Annotated in this window: 19 protein-coding genes and 1 pseudogene; 1 reads left to right on the forward strand and 19 read right to left on the reverse strand. The window is 60.9% G+C overall.

The features are described 5' to 3' along the window. Positions 1 to 3 precede the first annotated feature (3 nt). The 17 genes and pseudogenes from H9642_RS08935 to H9642_RS09010 all read right to left on the reverse strand — a co-directional run bounded on the left by H9642_RS08935 (position 4) and on the right by H9642_RS09010 (position 18,544). Positions 4 to 1,188, reverse strand: coding sequence for an efflux RND transporter periplasmic adaptor subunit (locus H9642_RS08935; protein WP_251836083.1), 1,185 nt, complete (start codon positions 1,186 to 1,188; stop codon positions 4 to 6). A gap of 150 nt (positions 1,189 to 1,338) precedes the next feature. Beyond that, on the reverse strand, positions 1,339 to 1,815 hold the full coding sequence (locus tag H9642_RS08940) for a VOC family protein (protein WP_251836084.1): 477 nt from the start codon (positions 1,813 to 1,815) through the stop codon (positions 1,339 to 1,341). A gap of 13 nt (positions 1,816 to 1,828) precedes the next feature. Further along, on the reverse strand, positions 1,829 to 2,278 hold the full coding sequence (locus tag H9642_RS08945; RefSeq protein WP_433962687.1) for a YybH family protein: 450 nt from the start codon (positions 2,276 to 2,278) through the stop codon (positions 1,829 to 1,831). 2 nt (positions 2,279 to 2,280) lie between these two features. Beyond that, the gene (locus H9642_RS08950; protein WP_251836085.1) at positions 2,281 to 2,658 is read right to left on the reverse strand and encodes a YciI family protein; all 378 of its coding nucleotides are present in this window, start codon (positions 2,656 to 2,658) and stop codon (positions 2,281 to 2,283) included. Positions 2,659 to 2,735: 77 nt separating this feature from the next. Next, entirely contained in the window at positions 2,736 to 3,980 is a 1,245-nt protein-coding gene (locus H9642_RS08955) for an RNA polymerase sigma factor (RefSeq protein WP_251836086.1), read from the reverse strand. 292 nt (positions 3,981 to 4,272) lie between these two features. Next, entirely contained in the window at positions 4,273 to 6,651 is a 2,379-nt protein-coding gene (locus tag H9642_RS08960) for an efflux RND transporter permease subunit (RefSeq protein WP_251836087.1), read from the reverse strand. Between the two features lie 15 nt (positions 6,652 to 6,666). Continuing rightward, the gene (locus tag H9642_RS08965) at positions 6,667 to 7,752 is read right to left on the reverse strand and encodes a WD40/YVTN/BNR-like repeat-containing protein (protein WP_251836088.1); all 1,086 of its coding nucleotides are present in this window, start codon (positions 7,750 to 7,752) and stop codon (positions 6,667 to 6,669) included. 181 nt (positions 7,753 to 7,933) lie between these two features. After that, a complete protein-coding gene (locus H9642_RS08970) occupies positions 7,934 to 8,368 on the reverse strand; it encodes an acyl-CoA thioesterase (RefSeq protein WP_251836089.1) in 435 nt (144 codons plus the stop codon). A gap of 72 nt (positions 8,369 to 8,440) precedes the next feature. Next, positions 8,441 to 9,766, reverse strand: coding sequence for a spinster family MFS transporter (locus H9642_RS08975; RefSeq protein WP_251836090.1), 1,326 nt, complete (start codon positions 9,764 to 9,766; stop codon positions 8,441 to 8,443). A gap of 242 nt (positions 9,767 to 10,008) precedes the next feature. Then, positions 10,009 to 10,893 carry a methyl-accepting chemotaxis protein gene (locus H9642_RS18450; protein ID WP_433962690.1) on the reverse strand — a complete coding sequence of 295 codons (885 nt, stop codon included), beginning with the start codon at positions 10,891 to 10,893 and terminating at the stop codon, positions 10,009 to 10,011. Continuing rightward, positions 10,870 to 11,628: pseudogene (locus H9642_RS18455) on the reverse strand (HAMP domain-containing protein); the annotation flags it as partial. The pseudogene H9642_RS18455 and the gene H9642_RS18450, both read right to left, overlap by 24 nt. 268 nt (positions 11,629 to 11,896) lie before the next feature. Beyond that, a complete protein-coding gene (gene pepN / locus H9642_RS08985; protein WP_251836092.1) occupies positions 11,897 to 14,554 on the reverse strand; it encodes an aminopeptidase N in 2,658 nt (885 codons plus the stop codon). 83 nt (positions 14,555 to 14,637) lie between these two features. Then, on the reverse strand, positions 14,638 to 15,477 hold the full coding sequence (locus tag H9642_RS08990) for a DUF2797 domain-containing protein (protein WP_251836093.1): 840 nt from the start codon (positions 15,475 to 15,477) through the stop codon (positions 14,638 to 14,640). Beyond that, positions 15,477 to 15,749 (reverse strand): YeaC family protein, encoded by a 273-nt coding sequence (locus H9642_RS08995; protein ID WP_251836094.1) that lies wholly within the window; start codon positions 15,747 to 15,749, stop codon positions 15,477 to 15,479. The genes H9642_RS08990 and H9642_RS08995 overlap by 1 nt, the downstream gene beginning before the upstream one ends. 67 nt (positions 15,750 to 15,816) lie before the next feature. Continuing rightward, positions 15,817 to 16,686: a rhomboid family intramembrane serine protease gene (locus H9642_RS09000; RefSeq protein WP_251836095.1), complete on the reverse strand. Its 870-nt coding sequence runs from the start codon at positions 16,684 to 16,686 to the stop codon at positions 15,817 to 15,819. After that, positions 16,683 to 17,654, reverse strand: a complete 972-nt coding sequence (locus tag H9642_RS09005) for a metallophosphoesterase (protein ID WP_251836164.1) — start codon at positions 17,652 to 17,654, stop codon at positions 16,683 to 16,685. The genes H9642_RS09000 and H9642_RS09005 overlap by 4 nt, the downstream gene beginning before the upstream one ends. 2 nt (positions 17,655 to 17,656) lie before the next feature. Then, the gene (locus tag H9642_RS09010) at positions 17,657 to 18,544 is read right to left on the reverse strand and encodes an NAD(+) kinase (RefSeq protein ID WP_251836096.1); all 888 of its coding nucleotides are present in this window, start codon (positions 18,542 to 18,544) and stop codon (positions 17,657 to 17,659) included. Between the two features lie 199 nt (positions 18,545 to 18,743). Between H9642_RS09010 and H9642_RS09015 the strand changes: the two genes are divergently transcribed. Further along, positions 18,744 to 19,706, forward strand: coding sequence for a DUF1853 family protein (locus H9642_RS09015; protein ID WP_251836097.1), 963 nt, complete (start codon positions 18,744 to 18,746; stop codon positions 19,704 to 19,706). Positions 19,707 to 19,767: 61 nt separating this feature from the next. On the opposite strand, the gene H9642_RS09020 is transcribed toward H9642_RS09015, so the two are convergent. Then, the gene (locus H9642_RS09020) at positions 19,768 to 20,718 is read right to left on the reverse strand and encodes a 1-aminocyclopropane-1-carboxylate deaminase/D-cysteine desulfhydrase (protein ID WP_251836098.1); all 951 of its coding nucleotides are present in this window, start codon (positions 20,716 to 20,718) and stop codon (positions 19,768 to 19,770) included. A 104-nt stretch (positions 20,719 to 20,822) separates the two neighbouring features. Then, complete coding sequence (locus H9642_RS09025) at positions 20,823 to 22,118, reverse strand: chromosome partitioning protein ParA (protein WP_251836099.1); 1,296 nt, start codon at positions 22,116 to 22,118, stop codon at positions 20,823 to 20,825. Between the last annotated feature and the right edge of the window lie 135 nt (positions 22,119 to 22,253).

Raw genomic sequence — 22,253 nt, forward strand, 5'->3', positions numbered from 1 at the left:
GACTTACTGCACCACGCCGGCCGGCAGTGGTTGGGGCGATACGCGCACGCGCTGCCCTTCCTCGGCATCGGCGGCCAGCACCCAGTCACCGGACTGCAATCCCTCAAGCACTTCACTCAGAGCAATGCTGCGCAGCCCCAGGCGCACGCCAACCCGCTCGACCTGCCCGTCACGCACTCGTAGCACCTCAGCATGAGGTCCGTCACGGCTGCGCAGCGCATCGTTGGCCACCACCAGCGCCTGATCGCGGCGCGCGGTTTCGATATTCACCGAGACAGTCATGCCCTGGCGTAGAAAATCGGCGGGACTTTCCAGCTGCAAATGCACATCGAGGGTGCCGCGCGCCACGTCCACTGCCGGCGCCAGGTAGCTGACGCGGGCGTCCAGGACACGCTCCGGCCAGGCATCGGCAATCACCTTGGCGCGTTGGCCGAGCGCCAAGGGCGCCAGGTTCTTTTCATCCAGGGGCAGCAGAATCTCGCGGCTGTCGGCGCGTGCGATTTCCAACAGGATGTCGCCCGGCCTGACCAGATCGCCCGGCTCGACCTGGCGGGTCTGCACGGTTCCGGCGTATTGGGCCAGTATTCGTGTTTTCGCCAGGGTAGCGCGGGCTTGGGCCAACCGCTCCAGCAGTTGCTGCTCTTCACTGCCCCCGACTGCCAGGGCATCGACCTGCAGCTTGGCCCGGTCTCGCGCCACGCGGCGTGCAACCTCAGTGTTGCGCGCCTGCTCGCGGGCCTCGCTGGACAGTAATTTGCGGTCGAACAAGGCATCGCGGCGCTGCAGTTCGCGGCTTGCCTGATCAAGATTGCTTTGCGCTTCGCGCAGCGCCGCGACGGCCTGGGGGCGACTGGAGTCGGTCAATTGCCGTAGCGCGGCCTCGGCTTCGCGCACCCGCGCCTGCTGGTCCTCGTCATGCAGCACGATCAACACGGTACCCGGTTGAACCTGATCGCCCTCACGCACATGGCGCGCTTTGACCACACCCGTCAGCTCACTGCCAACGCGCGCCAGCGACTGACTGCTGACTTCACCGCTGGCCACCACGCGCTGCACCAAAGGGCGGGATTCAACCTGATACGCTGGCAACTGCGGACCTTGCCACTGGCGCCAGACCACCAGCGACAAGACTATCAATATCAACAGCGCCAACAAGAAAGCAGGCTTTTTCAAGGTGGCCAGAGACAAGGTGAGCGACTCCTTATGCCCACGTAGCACAAAAGCGCTACGAAAAAACCTAGCCTACACAGCGCCCACGTATCTGCCCAGAGGGCACATGCCGCAGCAGCAGGATAATCGCGCGGCATCCATCTCCGATTGCCTTAGGCGCACCCTGGCTTACGTCTTCTCCGGACAAGGCCCCTGCTTGAACATCTCCTCGGCACGCCGCTTCAACTCATCTGGTGCTACATCCTCGACATGGCTGGCCAGCGACCACACATAGCCATACGGATCGCGCAGACTGCCGGAGCGATCGCCGTAGAACATGTCCTGGGGCGGCATCAGCGCCTCGGCACCGGCGGCCACGGCCTGATTGAAGAAGGCATCGACATCGTCCACATACAGGTACAGCCCCAGCGCGGAAAAATCCCGCGGCGCGCCGGCAACGGCAGGGTCCCACGGCTCACCCAGCATAAAGCGCGCCTCGCTCACCTTGAGTTCAGCATGCCCTACCCGCCCATCGGGCCCATCCAGGCGCATGACTTCCTGGGCCCCAAAGGCTTGCTTGTAGAACTCAATGGCCTCACTCGCGTGAAGAATGCTCAGATAGGGCGTGATGCCGGCATAGCCATCTGGTATCGCTTTGACGTTCATGGTCGTGTTCTCGTCATTCGGGTTTGAGGTCAAGTAATGCCTTACCGCTTTCCATGTCGAAAGGCGTCGACCAGTGTTCATGCACAGTGCGCCATTGTCCGTCGAGCTTGCGAAATGCGCCGGTAAAACGCATCCAGCCCGACTGCTGCTCGCCCTTTTCGTTGGTTCCGCCACACCGGCATAGGCCATAGGCAAACGCCAGCTCGGCGTCGGCACTGATTTTCAGGTCGTGCAACTCGAAGGTCATGGGTCCGGTGCACATTGTCATGCAGTATTCCCAGTGCTTGCGATACGCCTCAAGCCCCTTGAACTGCAGTTGCGCGATGGCATCGAAGGCGAGGATATCCGGCGCATAGTGAGCAACGATGCCGTGAATGTACCCGGAGCGCACCGAGTGACTCCAATGCTCCAGCAAGACACGGATTTCGGACTCGCTCATGGTTTCGCTAGCGGTGAATTTCATAGTCAGTTCCTCTCGAAAGCAGTAGGGACATCCGCGGGCACGTTCAACGTACGTACCGGACGCACTTCCACAGCCCCGACACGCACCGGCGGAATCCGTGCAGCGATCTGCATGGCCTCATTGAGATCCCGAGCTTCTATCAAGTAGAAGCCCGCCAACTGCTCTTTGGTTTCCGCGAAGGGGCCATCGGTGATGGACAGCTGGCCATTGCGCATTCGCAACGTGGTTGCGGTTCTTACCGATTCCAGCGCTTCTGCCGCAATCAGCCGGCCACTACTGCGCAACGCATCTCCGCACGCCTGGCACTCCTCATCCCGCGGGCTGTCAGGCAAGCTGTGCAACAACTGTTCGTCGCTGTAGACGAGACAGAGGTATTTCATGGCAACCTCCTTGGTAATGGACGCACTCACTGTTTGGTCGATTGGCCCAGGGAAAATTCGACAATCACTCGCCCGGTTCATCGCAGATTTTCCAACTGCCGCAGGCAATGCTGCAAATAAGCCCGGTCCGGTGCTTGCCGAACCCTCTGCAAGGCCTGCCGATAGGCTTCCTGGGCCTCGCGCACCAAGCCCAGCCGCCTGCACAAATCGGCGCGCGCCGACCAAGCCAGGTAGTAGCCCGTGAGCTCGCCTTGCGCCAGCAGCTGATCGACCACCTGCAAACCGGCCTGAGCACCGTCACGGCGCGAAACAGCCATGGCGCGATTCAGCTCGATGACTGGCGATGGCGAGAGCAATAACAACGCATCGTACAGACCAACGATTTCTACCCAGTCGGTGGCCTCACTGCTCAAGGCCTGCGCATGCACGGCGGCAATCGCCGCCTGCAGGCTGTAGACGCCGAATCGCTGGGAGCGCAGCGTACGTTCCACCAGCGCCTGTCCTTCGTCGATCAACCCGCGGTCCCATAGCGCGCGGTCTTGAACATCCAGCAACACCGGCTCCCCCGTGGACGAAACGCGCGCCGGACGCCGCGCCTCGTGCAACAGCATCAGCGCCAGCAGCCCCATGACTTCGGGCTCGGGCAATAACTCAATCAGCAGGCGACACAAACGTATCGCCTCGCCCGACAGCTCGCTACGCACAAGCCTGTCGCCCGAAGATGCGAAATAACCCTCGTTGAAGATCAGATAAAGCACCCGTAACACCGCATCCAGCCGCTCCGGCAGCTCGGCCTGTGCGGGCACCTCATAAGGAATGGCGGCCGTGCGGATCTTGTGCTTGGCGCGTACGATGCGCTGGGCCATGGTGGACGGCGACACGAGAAAAGCGCTGGCAATAGCCTCAGTGCTCAGATCACAGATTTCCCGCAACGTCAGCGCTACCTGAGCATCTCCATTCAACGCAGGATGGCAGCAGGTAAAGATCAACCGCAGCCGATCATCCTCGACGCTGGGCTGTTCGACCTCGCTCTCCCAGACCTGCTCGCTCAATTGCCGCAGCAGCTCCGGTTGCGAGGCACCGAACCGTGCCTGGCGGCGCAACTGGTCTATGGCCTTGAAGCGCCCTGCGGACACCAGCCAGGCACGGGGGTTGTTCGGCACGCCGCTGCGCGGCCATTGCTCGACCGCCGCGACAAAGGCTTCCTGCAACGCCTCCTCTGCCAACTGAAAATCACCGAGCAGGCGGATCAGGGTCGCCAGAACGCGCCGCGATTCCTCGCGATAGAGCGCCTCGACCATACCCTGCAACGCCTCGCTCATACCCACCTCGACGTGCCCCGTTGGATCATCGACATAGTGGACGCGAGGGCAGTCCAAACATTCCTACCGGTTGTCTGATTGCCAACACTCCCTACGACTGGGCTGCTGACGTGCTTGGGAGCCGCACCGGCTTGACGGTCCAGTCGAGGATACTTCGCTTGCCCGCCCAACTCTGGGGGCCGCGGATCGTGCCCCTACGCCACCGAGTCATCGCAAGGCACGGTCTGCAGGATCCATAAAGGAACCAAAAAAAACCGCAGCTGGGCTGCGGTTTTTTCATGCTACGAAGAGATCAGTGAGCGAACAGCGAGCTTCCCGCCTTGCCGGCCAGCTTCTCCGGACGGATCAGGAAACGTGCCAGACCCGGCAGCAGCAACAGCGCGCCAATCATGTTGACGATGAACATGAAGGTCAGCATCAAGCCCATGTCGGCCTGGAACTTGATCGCCGAGAACATCCAGGTGGCCACGCCGATGGCCAGGCACAACCCGGTAAACAGAACCGCCTTGCCGGTGGATTTCAGCGTCTCGTAGTAGGCCTCTTGCAACGGCAGTCCAGCGCGCAGGAAACTTTCCAGGCGGCTGTAGATATAGATGCCGTAGTCCACGCCGATACCCACCCCCAGTGCAATCACCGGCAAGGTCGCAACCTTCATGCCGATGCCCAGGAAGGCCATCAACGCGTTACCGAGGATCGAGGTAAGGATCAACGGCAGCACGATGCAGATGGTTGCGGCAATGGAGCGGAACGTGATCAGACACATCACGGCAACGCAGATGTACACCAGGGTCAGGATGGTCAGCTCGGAGGTGGCGATCACCTCGTTGGTGGCCGCCTCGATCCCAGCGTTGCCGGAGGCCAGCAGGAACTGCAGGCCGTCGCGGTTGTTCTGCGCCGCGAACGCTTCCACTTCGGCGGTGACCCGTTTCAGGGTTGCGGCCTTGTGGTCTTCGAGGAACACCAGCACCGGCGCCAGCGAGCAATCGGTGTTGTACAGCCCCTCGGCGCGGGCGATGGAGTTGTTCAGGATGATCTCGTTGCGCGACAGGGCTTCCCATTTCAGGCTGCCCTCGTTCATGCCCTTGATCACTTGTTTGGAGACGCTGACCATGGATACGGCCGATTGCACACCGGTCGTGTTTTCCATCTTCCACATCAACTCGTCAACGGCCGACAGGGTGTCGTAGCGCGAACAGCCTTCGGCGTCGGTCTTTACCATGACCACCAATACGTCCGAGCTGGTCGAATAGTGGTTGATGATGAAGTTGTTGTCCTGGTTGTAGCGCGAGTCAGGGCGCAACTCCGGCGCGCCCTGGTCGAGGTCGCCGATCTGCAAGTGCTGTTTCTGGTACCAGAAGCCGCCAATCCCCATGGCCAGCGCCAGCACCACGGATATCGGTGCCACCATCGGATGGGCCACATTGGACAGCAGGCGCCAGAACGGGTGTTCGTTGGCCGCATAGCGTTTGCTGTGCTGTACCGCCGACTTGCTGATACCCAGGTAAGAAATGGCCACGGGCAGCAGGATCAGGTTGGTGAAGACGATGACCGCCACGCCGATCGAGGCGCCGATAGCCAGTTCGTGGATCACACCGATATCGATGATCAACAGCGCGATGAAGCCCACCGCATCGGCCAGGATGGCGATCATCCCCGGCAGGAACAGCTGACGGAAGGTCAGCCGCGCGGCGGTCAGGGCATTGTCCGAACCGCTGGAATGCTGCGCGATACCGTTGATTTTCTGCACACCATGGGAAATACCGATGGCGAAGATCAAGAACGGTACAAGCATTGAATAGGGGTCGATGCCGAAGCCGACCAGGTTCATCAGGCCCAACTGCCAGATCACCGCAATCAGCGTGGTGACCAGTACGGAAATGGTACTGCGCATGCAGTGGGTGAACAGCAAGAGCAGCACCATGGTGATCAGGAAGGCGACGCCAAAGAACAGCACCACCATCATCAGGCCGTCGATCAGGTCGCCGACCTTCTTGGCGAAGCCGACGATGTGGATTTCCACATTGGGGTTTTCTGCCTGGTATTTGGTGCGGATCTTTTCTTCCAGGTCATGGGAGAAACGCTGATAGTCCAGCTGCAGGATGCGGCTCTGGTCCTGCGGGTCGGCAAAGGTTTCCAGCAACGGCACGTCGATGATGCTCGACTTGAAATCGTTGGCTACCAGGCGGCCAATCTGCCCGGATTTCAGAACGTTGCTGCGCAGTTGTTCGAGGCTGGCGGCGGAGCCGTCATAGGATTGGGGGATAACTTCGCCCCCATCGAAACCCTCTTCGGTCACTTCGGTCCAGCGCACGCTGGGACTCCACAGTGACTTCAGCGCGGAGCGGTCGACGCCCTGAATGTAAAACACCTCGTCATGGATCTGCCGCAGCGTTTCCATGTACTCCTGGCTGAAAATATCGCCATCCTTGGCCGCCACGGCGATACGCACGGTATTGCCAAGGTTGGCCAGGTCATCGCGAAACTCGAGCATCTTCTGGATGTACGGATGCTCCAGCGGAATCATTTTCTCGAAACTGGTCGAGGGCTTGACCTGCAAGGCGTGGAAGCCCAGAAACAAAGTGACCAACAGGCAGGCGAAGATCACCACCAGCCGGTTGTTAAAAATTAGCCGTTCAAGCAGACCGGCGTGGTTCTGGCGATGAGTGCTCATGAAAAATCCCCGGACTTAGTGGTGTTCGGCCAATTGGGCGGCAGTACTGCCGGAGCGGTGGATACCACCCTGTCCGACCAGCAGCAAACGACCGTTCTGATCCGCACTCACGGCGGAAAGAGACTGACGGTCGGGGCGGTTGAAGACCGAGAAACTGCGGCCATCATTTTGGCTGACCAGCACGCTGCCCCCGTGTCCGACGATGACCAGCGTGCCGTCCGTTAGCAACGAGCCACCACTGAGGCCGAATTCCAGCGAACCATTGCCAGGCACATTCACCTGCACGGATTTCCAGTTAGCACCGAAATCGGTTGAACGGTAAAGATGGCCACGCAGGCCATAGATCACCAGGGTGTTCGCCTGCTGAGTGCCCAGCGCACCGAACAGCGAGCCGTCGTATGGGCTTTCCAGACGCTCCCAGGTTTCGCCCCAGTCTGCGGAGCGGAACAGGGCACCCATTTCGCCGACGATCACCAACCCGGCATTCTTCACGGCGGCGATGGCATTGAGGTGCTGAGCGTCGTCGTTGTCGAGACGGTCGCTGACATCCTCCCAGCTTTGCCCACCATCGCGGGTTTCCAGCAGCGCGCCGTAGGCCCCAACGGCCAAGCCGTGCTGGCGATTCTCGAACCAGACATCCAGCAGCGGTGCTTCACGCTCGAGATCCTCGAACTGTTTCTGCCAGGTGGCACCGCCATCACGGGTGGCGAGAATCTGCGCATCATGTCCGACAACCCAGCCATAGTGGTCGTCGACAAAAGTAGCGGCGGTGAGAAGTTGACGGGTGGGCACCCGGGCCTGAACCCAGTTCACCCCATTGTCATCGGAGAACAGAATATGTCCGCGTTCGCCGACGGTGACCAGACGGGCACCCGCATGCACGATATCCAGCGCCAGACTGCTCACGGCCTTCGGTGATTCCAGGGCGTACTGCAACTCGTCCCCTTGCGCCATGGCGGGCGTGGCCAACAGGGCCAGGGCAGAAATCATCCCGCACAGAGAAAGCGCTCTCGCCAGCGGCGAATGGAAATTGAATGCCGACACGCGGAAGGCATCCGCACGCAGGCCGGCATTAGTGCGCCGCACAACGGGCTCACTCATACAGCGTTCTCCCCTTATTGTTATTTTGGAATGCCGTCATTTTTGACGGTCTGCCTATCCTAGGCAGCTTTGAAAAGCCCTGACAATCGGCGCAACGTTATCTTTTGTTAAGCCATCACCATGATTGATGGCCCAATCGACAGTTTGAGAGAAGATGTGCAGTAGGCAGGTAAAATCAACCTCAAGCTTGCAGTCTGACCAATGCATCACGCAGATACGGAGGAATCGCCACGGGTCGATTGCTCTGCCGGTCGACGAACACATGCACGAAGCGCCCTGCTGCACAGGCTTCCTCGACTCCGTGCTTGAAGACCGCCAGCTCGTACTGCACTGAACTGTTCCCCAGCGTAGCGACCCGCAGCCCAACCTCGATGCGGTCCGGGAATGCCAAGGAGGCATAGTAATCGCAGGCAGAACTGACCACAAAACCGACCACGTCGCCTTCATGGATATCCAGACCGCCCTGCTCGATCAGGTAGGTGTTTACCGCGCTGTCGAAAAAACCGTAATAGGTCACATTGTTGACGTGACCGTAGATATCGTTGTCGTGCCAGCGGGTTGTGATCAACTGCAGATAGGGGTAGTCGCTACGCAGCGCTTGGGGTTGTGACGGCATAACTGAATTCCTGACACATTGAACAAAGCCTTTCCACCGGAAAGGCGCTACATCCATACGGGACCAATGGCCTCAGGCCGCCGCTTCAACCAGGCCGTTACGCATGGCCAGAGCGTCCTGCTGGAAACCACGGGATGCCTGGAACAACAGTCCCATGGTGAGCAACAGACTGATGGGGATCAGCAGCATCGCGTCGTGCAGCCCGATGGACTTGAAGGCTTCGGTCATCTCGCTGGCACCGGCGCTGAGCATGGCTGCGTGCGCGTAGTAGTCGGACAGCAGCCCCACGACGACAGGGCCTAGGCCGCCCCCCAGCAGGTAAAGACCGGCAAAGAACAGGGCCATGGCGGTCGCCCGCAGACGTGGTTCGACCACATCCTGCAGGGCGGTGTAGACGCAGGTATAAAAGTTGTAAGAAAACAGCCAGCCGATACTGAAGACCGCCACGAAGAGCGCGAAATCGATCTGCCCCGCCAGCAGGGCCCAGCCTGTAGTCAGCGTCGCGATCAGCATGCTCAGGGTGGCAAACAGCAGCCGCCCGCGCGCCCATTTCTGATGGATACGGTCGGCAATCCAGCCCCCCAGCGTCAGCCCGAGCAATCCGGTCAGGCCGACGATGACCCCGGTGGCCATCGCCGCGGAACTTAGCGGCACCCCAAAATAACGCATCATCATCGGCACCATGAAGGCGTTGCAGGCATAGGTGGCGAAGTTGAAGCACAACCCGGCCAGCATCAGCCACCAGAAGGTGCGAATGGCCAACACCTTGCGCATCGGTTTGTCGACCTTGGCTTGCGAGACCACCACCGCCTCGGCCGCGCCCCGCCTGGGCTCCTTGATGAGAAAAATGAACAGCGCCAGCACGATGCCCGGGACAGCGGCTATGAAGAAGGGCGCGCGCCAACTGTCGAAGAGCTCGACCATGTAGCCAATGGTAAAAAACGCCAGCAGCAGGCCCAGCGGCAACCCCAGCATGAAGATCCCCATCGCCCGGGAGCGCTTATGGGCAGGAAACAAGTCACCGATCAGTGAATTGGCCGCCGGCGCATAGCTGGCCTCGCCAATCCCGATACCCATGCGCACCAACAGGAAGCTCCAATAATTCCAGGCCATACCGTTGACCGCGGTCAGGCCGCTCCAGGCGATCAGCCCCCAGCCCATGATTTTGCGCCGCGCGCCGGTATCGGCCATACGGCCTAGTGGAAGGCCCGCCAGCGCATAAACGATGGTGAATGCAGTACCAAGCAGGCCTAGCTGAAAATCGCTGAGGTTCCACTCCAGCCGTAGCGGCTCGTTGATGATCGCCGGGATGGTTCGGTCAAAGAAGTTGAACAGATTTGCCAGGAACAATAGAAACAACACGCGCCACGCGTTGACTGCTTGGTGTGGGTTCTGCATGGGACAGACCTCTTTTTTATTATTGGACCACCGATCTCCGCACACGCCGGAGTACACCACCACTCTAGAGCCTTGGCAGGTGCTTTGGCGCATAGATTCGCAAGACGAATATCAGCCAATGAATGCTGAGTACTAGGTAGCCACTCCTCTGCGCTGACACGCACAAAAAAAAGAGCTACCCAGCGAACCGGGTAGCTCTCCATCCACACTGACACAGTTTCGGCAGTTTGACCCCAGCTCATTCAGAGCTTGAAGCGAGCCACCAGGCGGTTCAGTTCCGCCGCCAGGCGTACCAGTTCTTCGCTGATCTGCGAGTTCTGGGTCGCCTCGGTGGACGTAGTATCTGCGCTCTGGCTGATGGAGATGATGTTACGGTTGATCTCCTCGGCCACCGCGCTCTGTTCTTCGGCGGCGGTCGCCACCTGGGCGTTCATGTCATTGATCAGGGTAACTTCATTGGCAATGGCACTCAGGCTATCCGCCGCCCTGGCAACGAAGTCAGCACCGGAGCGAGCCTGGGACTGCGCCCCTTCCATGGCATTCACCGCATTGCGCACGCCGCCCTGCAGCTGCTCGATCATTGCCTGGATTTCTTCTGTGGACTGCTGGGTGCGAGACGCCAGCGTGCGCACCTCGTCGGCCACGACGGCGAAGCCACGGCCCTGCTCACCCGCCCGCGCCGCCTCGATGGCCGCATTGAGGGCCAGCAGGTTGGTCTGCTCGGCGATGCCGTTGATCACCCCCACGACCATGCCGATTTTCGCGCTATCGTTTTCCACCCGTTGGATGACGCCAGCAGCTTTCTCGATTTCGCGAATCAAGATCTCGATGCCCTTCAGCGCGTCGTCGGCCACTTGCACACCGGCGCGCGTCTCGTCGTCGGCACTGCGTGAAGCGGTGGCCGTCTGGCTGGCATTTTTTGCCACTTCCTGGACGGTGGCACTCATCTCGTTCATCGCCGAGGCGACCATATCGGTTTCGGTGCGCTGCTCCATCACGGCGCTCAGCGTCTTTTCCGCAACCCTGGAGACACGTTGCGAGGCATTACCCAGCTTGTCAGTGACCCCGGCCACAGCTCCCAGGCTCTGACGGAACTTGCCGATCATCTCGTTGAAGGCGTGCCCCATGGCACCGATCTCATCCTGGGCTTGCACCTTCACAGCAAGGCTCAGGTCCTCGTCACGGGCCATGTGCTCCATGGTGTGACGCATGGCGGTGATGCGGCTGATGATTACCCGACGCACCGTATAACCCATGATCACCACACCAGCCACCAGCAGGACCAGCTGTATGAGGGCCGAAATCAGAATATTGCGATCGACCTCGGCGTCCAGCTTGGACAGGTCATAGCTGATGCGCACAGCGCCCACCACGGCATCTTCCCTGACCTGGTGACACGCCAGGCAATCGGTGCCGCGATAGTCCTTCTGCGCAATGATCGGGTTGATCACCGTAAGGAGACGACCATTGGCGTTTTCCCTCACATCGATGACCGATTCCCCGGCCAGCGCGCGCCGGTCCATGGCATCGGCAGGCGCCTGGTGATCGTAACCGGGCCCGAAGACGCGGGTGATTTCCTCATCGCGGATGATGCGTGCATCGACAACGCCAGGGCGGGCGAGAATCTTGTCGCGCAACACGCTGCGTTGAGCCATGGTGCCGGTCAGCATCATGGTGTTGATGCTGTCGAAATAGGAGTCGGCGGCGTCCTTGGTCTGCTGCTCGACTACTTGCAGTACCAGTCGCTTCTCGGTACTGGCCGCATACAGCAGAGAGACGAGCATGAGCAGGCTCAGCACCAACAGCAAAGCCAGGTTGATCTTGGTCTGGACAGACATCTGTCGTTTGGCGGTAGTGCTCATGTTGCTCCTTAGTGCTTCCTCGCCGGCGCGGCAGGAAACCCCAGCACGAGAATCAGGGAGGTGTAGGGCATGGTTTCTCACCGCTATCGGCAAGAGGCTGAAACCTGATGGTTTCCATGGGGTGTAATCACCCCAGGCGTGATATTAAATGAGTGGCCACCACCACATATTGCCCTGGAGCAATGAATGAGCGGGTATGCATAAAAAAAACGGCACAAAAAAAGCGTTACCCAACAACGGGTAACGCTTTGGTCATCTTGCGGGATGATCAGTTGAGGCTTTTACTCACCACCTCGTAGACATCTGCCGACAGCTCTCCACTGGCCAGAATGCGCTTCAGCTCACCCTGGATCAGCGCCTGACGAGTCGCGTCGTACTTGCGCCAGCGAGTCAGCGGCGCCAACTGGCGGGCGGCGATTTGCGGGTTGAAGCCATCCAGGGCAATCACCTGATCGGCAAGAAAGCGGTAACCGCTACCATCGGCGGCGTGGAAATTGATCAGGTTCTGATTAGCGAAAGCACCGATCAGCGCCCGCACCTTGTTGGGGTTCTTGAGGTTGAAGGCCGGATGCTGCATCAACTGCTGAACGCGCGCCAAGCCGCCGGGCAGCGGGCTGCCGGCCTGCACGCTGAACCATTGGTCCATGACCAGCGGGTTGTCCTTGAAATGTTCGGCAAACTTGGCCAGCGAGGCGGCCTTTTCCGCCTCGAACGGCGAGTTGACCAGGACCGCCATGGCATGCAGGCGCTCGGTCATGTTGTCAGTCTGCTCGAACTGTTCCAGGCACGCGGCCAGCACCTCATCCTTGCCGCTTTCCATCAGATACGACAGCGCAATGTTCTGTAGGGCGCGGCGCGCGAACTCTGCAGCCTCGGCGACATAGGCTCGCTCACGGGAAATGGCGCGATTTTCCTGGTAACGCGCCCACAGCGGCTCGAACAGCTCGGCGGCGATCTGCTTGCGGGCGAACTCACGGGCAGCGTGAATCGCCTCCACATCGGCCACTTCGCTGATTTCCGCCAGGTAGGCTTCACCGGGCAGGCTGAGCATTTCGGCAACCATGGCCTGATCCAACTGATCGTTTTCCAGAACCGTGCGTAGCGCAGCAATCAAGCGTTGATCCAGCTCCAGGGCCTTGCCGGCCTGATGCTGGGCGATCAGCTCCTGCAGGATCTGCACCGCCAACTGCTGTCCGGCCTCCCAACGGTTGAATCCATCGGAATCGTGCTGCATGAGAAACATCAACTGGTCGCGGCTGTAGGGGAAGCTCAGTTTGACCGGCGCGGAAAAACCTCGCAGCAGCGAGGGCAGCGGTTGCTCGGCGATATCCACGAAGGTGAATGACTGCTCGGCCTCGGTCAGCGACAGTACGCGACTGGTGCCCAGGGCCTCGGCCTCACCCTGAAGACGCAGCGGCAATTCAACGCCCTGGGCGTTCAGCAGACCCAATTCCACCGGGATGACAAACGGCTGCTTTTCCGGCTGGCCAGGGGTAGCCGGGCAGCTCTGCTTGAAGGTCAGAGTGTAGGTCTGCGCGGCGGCGTCATAGGCCTCGCGAACGTCCAAACGCGGCGTGCCGGCCTGGCTGTACCAGCGTTTGAACTGGGTCAGGTCGACGCCGCTGGCATCTTCCATGGCCTTGATGAAGTCGTCGCAGGTCACTGCCTGGCCGTCATGGCGTTCGAAGTACAGGTCGGAACCCTTGCGGAACGCCTCGGCGCCGAGCAGGGTGTGGATCATGCGCAGCACTTCGGCACCCTTCTCGTACACGGTCAGGGTGTAGAAGTTGGAGATCTCCATGTAGGAATCCGGGCGCACCGGATGGGCCATGGGGCCGGCATCTTCAGCGAACTGGTGGGTGCGCAGATAGGCCACGTCTTCGATGCGCTTGACCGTGCGCGAATTCATGTCGGCACTGAATTCGGCGTCGCGGAATACGGTAAAGCCTTCCTTGAGGGACAACTGGAACCAGTCACGGCAGGTCACGCGGTTGCCGGACCAGTTGTGGAAGTATTCATGGGCCAGGATGCCTTCGATGCGCTGGTGCGCGGCATCGGTGGCGGTCTCGGCCTTGGCCAGCACGGCGCTGGAGTTGAAGATATTGAGGCCTTTGTTCTCCATGGCGCCCATATTGAAATCGTTGACCGCAACAATCATGAAGATGTCCAGGTCGTACTCGCGGCCATACACCTCTTCGTCCCAGCGCATGGATTTCTTCAGGCTGTCCATGGCGTGCTGGCACTTATCGATGTTTTCCGGCTCGACGTAAATGCGCAGGGCGACTTCACGGGCGCTCATGGTGGTGAAGGTGTCTTCCACACACCAGAGGTCACCGGCGACCAGCGCAAACAGGTAAGCCGGTTTTTTGAACGGATCCTGCCAGGTGGCCCAGTGGCGACCGTTGTCACCGTCGCCACTGGCAATCGGGTTGCCGTTGGACAGCAGAACCGGGTAGCGCTGCTTGTCAGCGCTGACTGTGGTGGTGAAGCTGCTCATCACGTCCGGGCGGTCGAGGTAATAGGTGATCTTGCGAAAGCCCTCGGCCTCGCACTGGGTGCAGAACATGGTGCCGGACTTATACAGCCCTTCCAGCGCGGTGTTGGTTTCCGGGTGGATACGCACCGTGCTGTCCAGGGTAAAGCTGGCACTGTCCGGCTGCACTGTCAGTTCGCTGGGGCTGAGCAAGTAGTCAGCGGCCGTCAGGTCGCGGTCGTCGAGGCGCAGCGACAACAGCTCCATATTCTGGCCGTTGAGCACCAGCAGCGGCAGCCCCGGGCCGGCCTCAGGGTTGCGGCGCATCACCAGCTGGGCATGCACCAGACTGTGATCCTCGTACAGCTCGAAGGTCAGGCTGGTCTCGTCGATCAGATACTCGGGTACCTGGTAGTCCTTGAGATAAATGGTTTTCGGCTGTTCGGTACGCATGGGAACCTCTGAGAGCGTCAAGCGGTAACTTCAAGCGGCAAGTAAAAATCCGATGACTTCTACGCCAGGTGGAAGTGCATTCGTTAAATAGTACGGCTACTGCTTGCCGCGACGGAATACGCAGTGAACTTGCGAACGTTGATCACCCCGGTATCCAGAATCAAATACTGACCCTTGATACCCATCAAGGTGCCTTCGACCACCGGGGTCTTTTCCAGGTCCAGGCTGACGATCTTGCTCGGATACGCCTGGACGGGATAGCGGATCTCCACCACCTCGGCATCCCTCAACGGCTGGATCGCCTGCAAGCCATAACGCCCCTGCAGCGATTCAAGTCCCTCGGCGCAGGCCTCGAAGACCTGTTCGCGCACTGCCGGCAGGTCCACCGGCTCGGCATCGCCCTTGAGCAGGGCGCGCCAATTGGTACGGTCGGCCACTTGGGAACGCAACAAGTCTTCCACCAGCCCGGATTGCTGCCGGGTCGCCACACGCAAGATTGGCAACGCCTGGCTGGCGCCCTGATCGAGCCAGCGGGTGGGCAGCTGGGTGCCGCGCGTGATACCGACCTTGATGCCCGAGGAATTGGCCAGGTAAACCACGTGATCGGTCATGCAGAACTGCTCGCCCCACTGCGGATCGCGGCAGGTGCCCAACTCGTGGTGGCAGCGCTCCGGGCTCATGATGCAGGTGTCGCACTGCGGCAGTTTCTTGAAGCAGGGATAGCAGTATCCCTGACTGAAGCTCTTGTTGGTCTTGCGTCCACAATGGGTGCAATTGATGGCGCCCAGGTACTCCAGGCGCAAGCTCTTGCCGATCAAGGGATTGACCGGCACCCGTTCTTCACCGAGGCGCAACGCATACTGTGCCTGTTCGCCCAGTTCGACCGCCATTTTCTCCAGCGCACCGCGTGCCAGCTCTTGCATCAGTGGCGGGTTCCGGAGGCCGGCGCAAACAGGTCACTGACCAGCTCGGCGGCTTTTTTCTTCTTCGAGCCGCACTCCTGGCCACCCATGTAGCCGGTACGCTCTTCCTCGGGCAGATTCTTCAATTCCCAGGCGATCATTGCCTGCAGGCAAAGCTCTTTTTGTTCCACTGACAACAGTCGCCCGTCGCCCCATTTTCCGATCTCGACGGCCTGCTTGAGGTTTTCGTAGATCTCGGGGGTGATGTTTTCGATGGCTTGGATAAAGGACATGGTCGGCTCCCAAAATAAATTCCAAGCATTCTACCGGGCTGTACCGATTAAGGGAAAAGACGGGACTCTAGGCCTTCGTCCTCCTGCCGTGTCGCGCAAGCCAGCCGCCCAAAAGCCCCGTGGCACATCCCACCAGCAACCCTCCGACATGGGCCGCATTGGCAATGGCGCCCAGGCCCAGCACCGTCACCAGACCCGATAGGCAGATCAATAGCCATGCCAGCATCAGCACCACCACACCCGGCGGCAATCGGTAGGCTGCGCAGGGCGCCAGTTTCTGGAACAACCAGCAATGGCCCAACAGCCCGTAGAGCACCCCGGACAAACCGCCAAAAATGCCTACGCCGCCAAACCCATACTGGGCCAGATTGGAGACCAGGCTGAACAACAGCGTAAACCCGAGCAGCATCATGGATCCTTGGCGCGCCTCGATGCGCCGGCCCAGTTCCCAGTACCAGAGGCTGTTCATGGCCAGGTGCAGCCAGCCGAAATGCACGAACATGGGCGTGAACAGCCGCCACCACTCACCGCTTTTCAGGGTGAATTCCAGGTTGGCGAAATAAATGTATTCCTCGGTGATGCCGTAGTCGGTGAAGCTCAACCAGCGGATCGTTTGCAGGTTCTCACCGGCCCAGGTAAAAGCGAACACCGCCAGGGTCAGCAGCAGCATCACTGCTGTGAGCGGCGTGGCGCGCAAGCGTTGCACAAGGCTCGGAGCGTCTTGCCGGGGCGGTTCGATTACCAACTGCGGATCACCTTGGGGGTATTGCGTGTAAAGCTCACGTACCTGTTTGGCCAGGGCCTCACCCGGCACCCACAACACCTGCACGCCAGATTCCTCACTGACCCGGCAGGGCACGTCGAGGCGCTGCAGCATGGCGAGAAAACCGCTCAGGTCGGTGTCCAGAGGGGTACGCAGGGCTGCTACCGGACTCATCGTGGAGCCTCCTCACGCTTGACATCGACCCAGACGAATTTATCGGTCTGCAACCGACGCTCCTGATCCAGGCGATAAGCCACCAGGCGACCAGACAGCACCGCGCTGTAATCCAGACACGCCAGATTGTGGCGAATGGGTGCCGGCCGACCACTGCACCAGTAATGGCCGACGAATAACAGCGGCTCATCGGCACCATAACGCAGCAGTTCACGTTTCTGCCGCGATGACAGCGGAGTTTGCGCCACGTCTTCCGGTAAAGGCTCGGGTTGGAAGACGATATCCCCGTAGGTCTGCGGGTTCTCCTCCCAGAATTTGGTACGGAAAAAGGAACGGGGAAAGCCCTCGCGGCTGGTCAGCACCACCCCTTCAGGCAAGCGCATGTCCATTCCGCGCAACAGCCGCTCGCAGACCTGGGAGGCGAAGCTGCCCGGTCGTCCGGCCGCGCGCACGAAATCCCGATCGATTCGGCCCTGCGGGTCTCGAGCGCGCAGCATATGGATCAGTTCGTTATCCCAGCACGCATGCACCAGGCGGAAAAAGCCGCCATCGATGAACAGCGGCAGCGTCTGGAACCAGCCAAGAAACCCCTTCCATTCGGCTGGATAGGCGGCGAACTGGCTATGGGTCTCATGCAGCAGCCGGGCATTACGCGGCGTATGCTCGCGTACGAAATAACGCCCATTGCCGGGCAGGACCGGTGTGTTCCAGCCCAGCGCACTGAATTCATGATTGCCCATGATGCACAGCGCCTGGTCCGCCTCGACCATGTCGCGCACCACATGCAACGCTTCACGGATATGCGGGCCACGGTCAATGATGTCGCCGAGAAACAACGCCATGCGCCGCGGATGCCGCCAGACGCCCGCTTCCTTTCGGTAGCCGAGCTGATTCAGCAAGCGCTCCAGCGCCTTGGCGCAGCCGTGCACGTCGCCAATCAGGTCATAGCCGCGCGCCGGGTCGAGCATCGTCATTCGGTGGTGCCCAGGCGGCTATCCCAGCCCAGCTTGGTGCGGCAGATCTCGTAGTAGTTGTGGTCCAGCGGATGGATCAGCCGCAGCTTCTGCGCCTTCTTGCGAATCGTCACGGTATCGCCCGGCGCACAGGTGAAGTGGTTCTGGCCGTCACAGGAGACCTGTGGATAGATCTGCAGCTTGGGCGACACGACGACTTTCAGTTCGCTATTGCCATCCACCACGATGGGGCGGCTGGACAGCGTGTGCGGGTACATCGGGACGACGACGATGGCATCCAGCTTGGGATGCATGATCGGCCCACCGGCGGACAGCGCATAGGCGGTAGAACCGGTCGGGGTGGCGATGATCAGGCCGTCGGACTTCTGGCTGCTGACGAATTGTCCGTCGATATACAATTCGAATTCGATCATCCGCGTCGACTTGCCAGGGTGCAGCACCACATCATTGAGCGCATCGCCCTGACCGATCGGCTCGGTATGCCGACGCACCTCGACTTCTAGAAGAAAGCGGCTTTCCACGCTGTACTGCCCGTCCAGCACCTCGCCAACCTTCTCCTCCAGGTCGTCCGGGCGAATATCGGTGAGAAACCCCAGGCTGCCTCGGTTGACGCCCAGCACCGGCACCTTGTAGCGGGCCAACGCCCGGGCCGCGCCCAACATGCTGCCATCACCGCCGACCACAATGACCAGATCGCACGCCTCACCCAGGCTTTTGCGTGTGCTGGTCTGCAAGCCGTGCCCTGGCAGCACCTCGGCAATGGTGTCTTCGAGAATTACATGCAGCTGGCGATCCAGCAGAAAGCGCTTGAGCCTGCGAATGGTATCCAGCACCTGCGAGCTGCCCAGGCGGCCGATAATGCCAATATTGCGAAACTGCTCCATGGGACTCCTGACGGCGGCGCGCGGTAAATGATGCCGGGATTATGGGTGAAAGCCTGTAGCAGCGGCAAACCAGCAACCGCGATCATTTAAATCGGGTCGCCCTCGCGCGCCGGAGGACATGTACCTTGGCCAACAGCCGCCATAGCGCCCGAAGCCACGAATAACGCTGATCGCTGGAGGTGTGCAACGGCAGTTGGCTATGCTCGACCACATGCAACCCTTCCTCTCCCTCGCCGGTCTGCTCGATGAACTGCGCCAACCCGTGGTGCGCGATCTGGCCTGGACGCTGATCTCACCGCCGCTGTTGGCCGACACGCTCTGGCCCCAGCGCCATCCACTGAGCGCCAGCCCCTGGGCGCATCAGCCGGGGCAGCTCGCCGACTGGCTGCGCGGCCTGGAGCAAAATCCTCAGCCATTGCTGGAGTGGCTGGATCGCAGCCCTTTGCGCCGTCTCGGCCTGTATTACGAACGCCTCTGGCAGTTCGCCCTGCGCGCCGCGCCGGGCGTCGAACTGCTGGCCGCCAATCTGCCGATCCGGCTGGGCGGCCGTACCCTCGGCGAACTCGACCTGCTGCTGCGCGATGCCGAAGGCGTGCATCACCTGGAGCTGGCTATCAAGCTTTACCTCGGTCCGCAGCACGGTGACGGCAGCGATCCGGCACGCTGGCTGGGCCCCGGCAGTCAGGACCGACTGGATCTTAAGCTCAGTCACCTGCATCGACATCAGCTACCGATGTCCAACAGCCGCCAAGGTCGCGAAGTCCTCGCCGACCTTCGCCCCGACCCGGTACAGGCCGCGTTCTGGCTGGGCGGTTATCTCTTTTATCCCTGGCCGCAAGGCTGCACGGCGCCGAGCGGCGCTCAGCCCGGCCATTGCCGAGGACGCTGGCTATACCGCCAACAAATTACCGAGTTTCTCGACCAGGCCGCTCCCGGCTGCTGGCAAACCTTGCCACGCCAGGCCTGGCTGGCTCCGGCACGGCTGACCGTCGATGAGCTCTGGAGCCCGGCGCAACTCCTCTCTTGGCTCGAGCAGCTACCCGAACAGGCGCCGGCTCAGTTGCTAGTACGTCTTGAGGAAAGAACGAGGGGTGACTGGCAGGAGGCCGAGCGGGTCTTCGTCATGCCTGACCAATGGCCGGACGTTGTTACAGGCGTATAAGCCCTAGCGGTCTCGCTCAGGTAATGGAATCGAATACTGCCGGAGTGCTCGCCCAACGTTTTCAACCCGCTGAACTCGAAAGCCGGTCCAGCTTCGCCTGCAGCGCCCGTCTCCCCTGCATGCCGCCGGTATGCACGAAAACCAGCCGGGTACCGGCTGCGAAATATCCCGCATCCACCTGCCCTCGCAAGGCCAGCAGCGCTTTGGCGGTATACAGCGGTTCGAAGTGCACGCCACTGCCCGCCTCGCTGTCGCGCATGAAGGTGGCAAGCTCGGCATCCACCCGGGCAAAGCCGCCCCGGCTGGCATCCAGGAGGTGATAACCGGCGTCCGCCACGCCTGCCGCCGCGAACGTTTCTGTTAAGCGTCGGGCCACGCCATGATCGTCCGGCACCGCCAAGGCACCGTACACCGGACACTGCCCTGCCTCGCCGAGCACCAGACCGGCCAGCGTCGTGCCGGTCCCGGCAGCCAGCCACCACGCGTGGTAATCGCTCCAGCCGAGCCCAGCCATTTGCCGCCGCGCCATGTCGACCAGTTCGATGCAACCCTGCGCACCGGGCAGCCCGCCGCCGCCTTCCGGCACCGGGTGCAGAGCGGGATAGCGTTCCAACCAGGGTTGCCAGAAATCCGCCCGGTGCCGCGCGCGATAACCGCCGTAACCGAGCCAGTGCAGCTGCATGCCGAATGCTTGCAGATCGCGCACCGTCGGCGTCTCGCACGGCTCGCCACGCAACAGGCCCACCGTGGCAAACCCAAAGCGTGCGCCGGCAGCCGCCACGGCGTGCAGATGGTTGGAATGGTTGCCACCCAGACTTATCAGCCCGGCGCGGCCCGCCGCCTTGGCAGCCTGTAGATACGGCTTGAGCTTGAACCACTTGTTGCCGCTCAGCAGCGGATCGATCACGTCCAGACGCAACACCGCCACATCGACGCCCGCGCGCGCCAGCCAGTCCAGTTTCAGGGGGTGTAACGGAGCCCGGGGCGTCCAGTCGGGAAGGTCCACACGCATACGCCTGCAAAAAGATCTGCAATGCTGCGGTAAAAAGGCCAGGCGGGCAATCTGTAGGAAAAGACGCGGCTTAGCAGTTGGCACAGCCACACATCGCAACGGAGTCAGCTGGTGCGCGTGCACGCACTGGCCTTGTGACGTGAGCAGCAGTTGCTTTCCCCACGAACAAAGCGGCTCGGCGTATCCACACGGTCGACCGGCATGCCGCAGCGCTCGCCGCTGGTGAGCGTCCCGCTGCACGCAGGGTTTTGGTAATGCTCGAGCCAGTCCCGGTAATGATCGGCTGAGACGAAACACTTGGCCGCCACGTAGGCCTGCGGGTCCTGCTGGTAACGAGTAATGTCCTGCGCACTGATGGTCAAATGGCCGGCGCCAGGGTGATAGGCCACGAACATAACGCCCAGTTTGGCCAGACGCTGCAACTGGTCACCTTGCCCAGCCAACTGGTCGCGCTCGCGCGTGAGGCGGTCGATTTCATCCTGCATCTGGTTGTCCAGCTCGTTGCGATAGCCCAGCTCCACTTCAAGGATCGACAGTTGTTCCTTGTGCTCGGCCACGGCCGCCGCGATACGCGCCTGCAACTCTACCTCGAACTGGCCGCGCAGCACCTCGGCCTCACTGCGATCATGGGTTTCCAGCAGGCGTAACTGACGGCTCAACTCTTCGCGGGCTTTCTGGAATCCATCGGCCTGGCTGTGCAAGCGCTGTTTGAGCGAGGCGTTGAGTTGTTCCTGCTGGGCAAGCGCCTGTTGCAGATCATCGGCTTCCTGGCGAAGCAAAATCTGCTGCTGCTCCCCCGCCAGGCGCAAGCGCGCCAATTCTTCCTCATGCTGGCGGGCCAGGCTGTTGAGGCGCAAACGCTGCTGTCGAATCAATTGCGCGGTTCGTTGGCGATGCTCGAAATCAACTGTTTTGACCGCATCGTGCCCGGCAACGGAGGCCAGCTGCGGCTCTTCCGCCAACAACCCCAGGTTGTTCCGGCGCACGGCATCGCGCAGCAACACCAGATCACTCTGCCCGGGTTTGAGATTTGGATCCCACATGTGCATCTGGTGCCAGGACACCGGACACTGGCTGCGACAGGCCAGTCGAATAGGCCCACCACCCAAGTCCGGGCCACGACCAGCATGATCGGCGATATGACGCAACGGCATGTTCCAGCCGGTGTCGGCGTTGCCATGGGTGTCGAAGTCGATCAGGAAGAACACCGCCGCGCGAATGTGCAGGCGCGGATCGATCAGGATAAAGACCACCCGTACCTGCTGGTCGGCGAAGTCTTTAAGGTGAACGACGCGGTCGAGAACCGCTTCGAATTCGGGAAACAGCATTTCTTTGCAGATGCCGCGATGATTGAAAAACATCACGGCCTCGACCATCTGCGGTTTGTGCTGGGGCTTCATACATTTCTCCCGGCGCCGGACACGCGCTGCCACTTACCGGCGTATTCGGCTCGCGGCAGAGCGTCCATTTATCAGGCGGGCAGTCTAGGAGAAACCCTTATCGCGGGGGTGTGTACTGCTTGGCATCGCCTTTCG

This window comes from Serpens gallinarum (assembly GCF_014836765.1).
Lineage (GTDB): Bacteria > Pseudomonadota > Gammaproteobacteria > Pseudomonadales > Pseudomonadaceae > Serpens > Serpens gallinarum.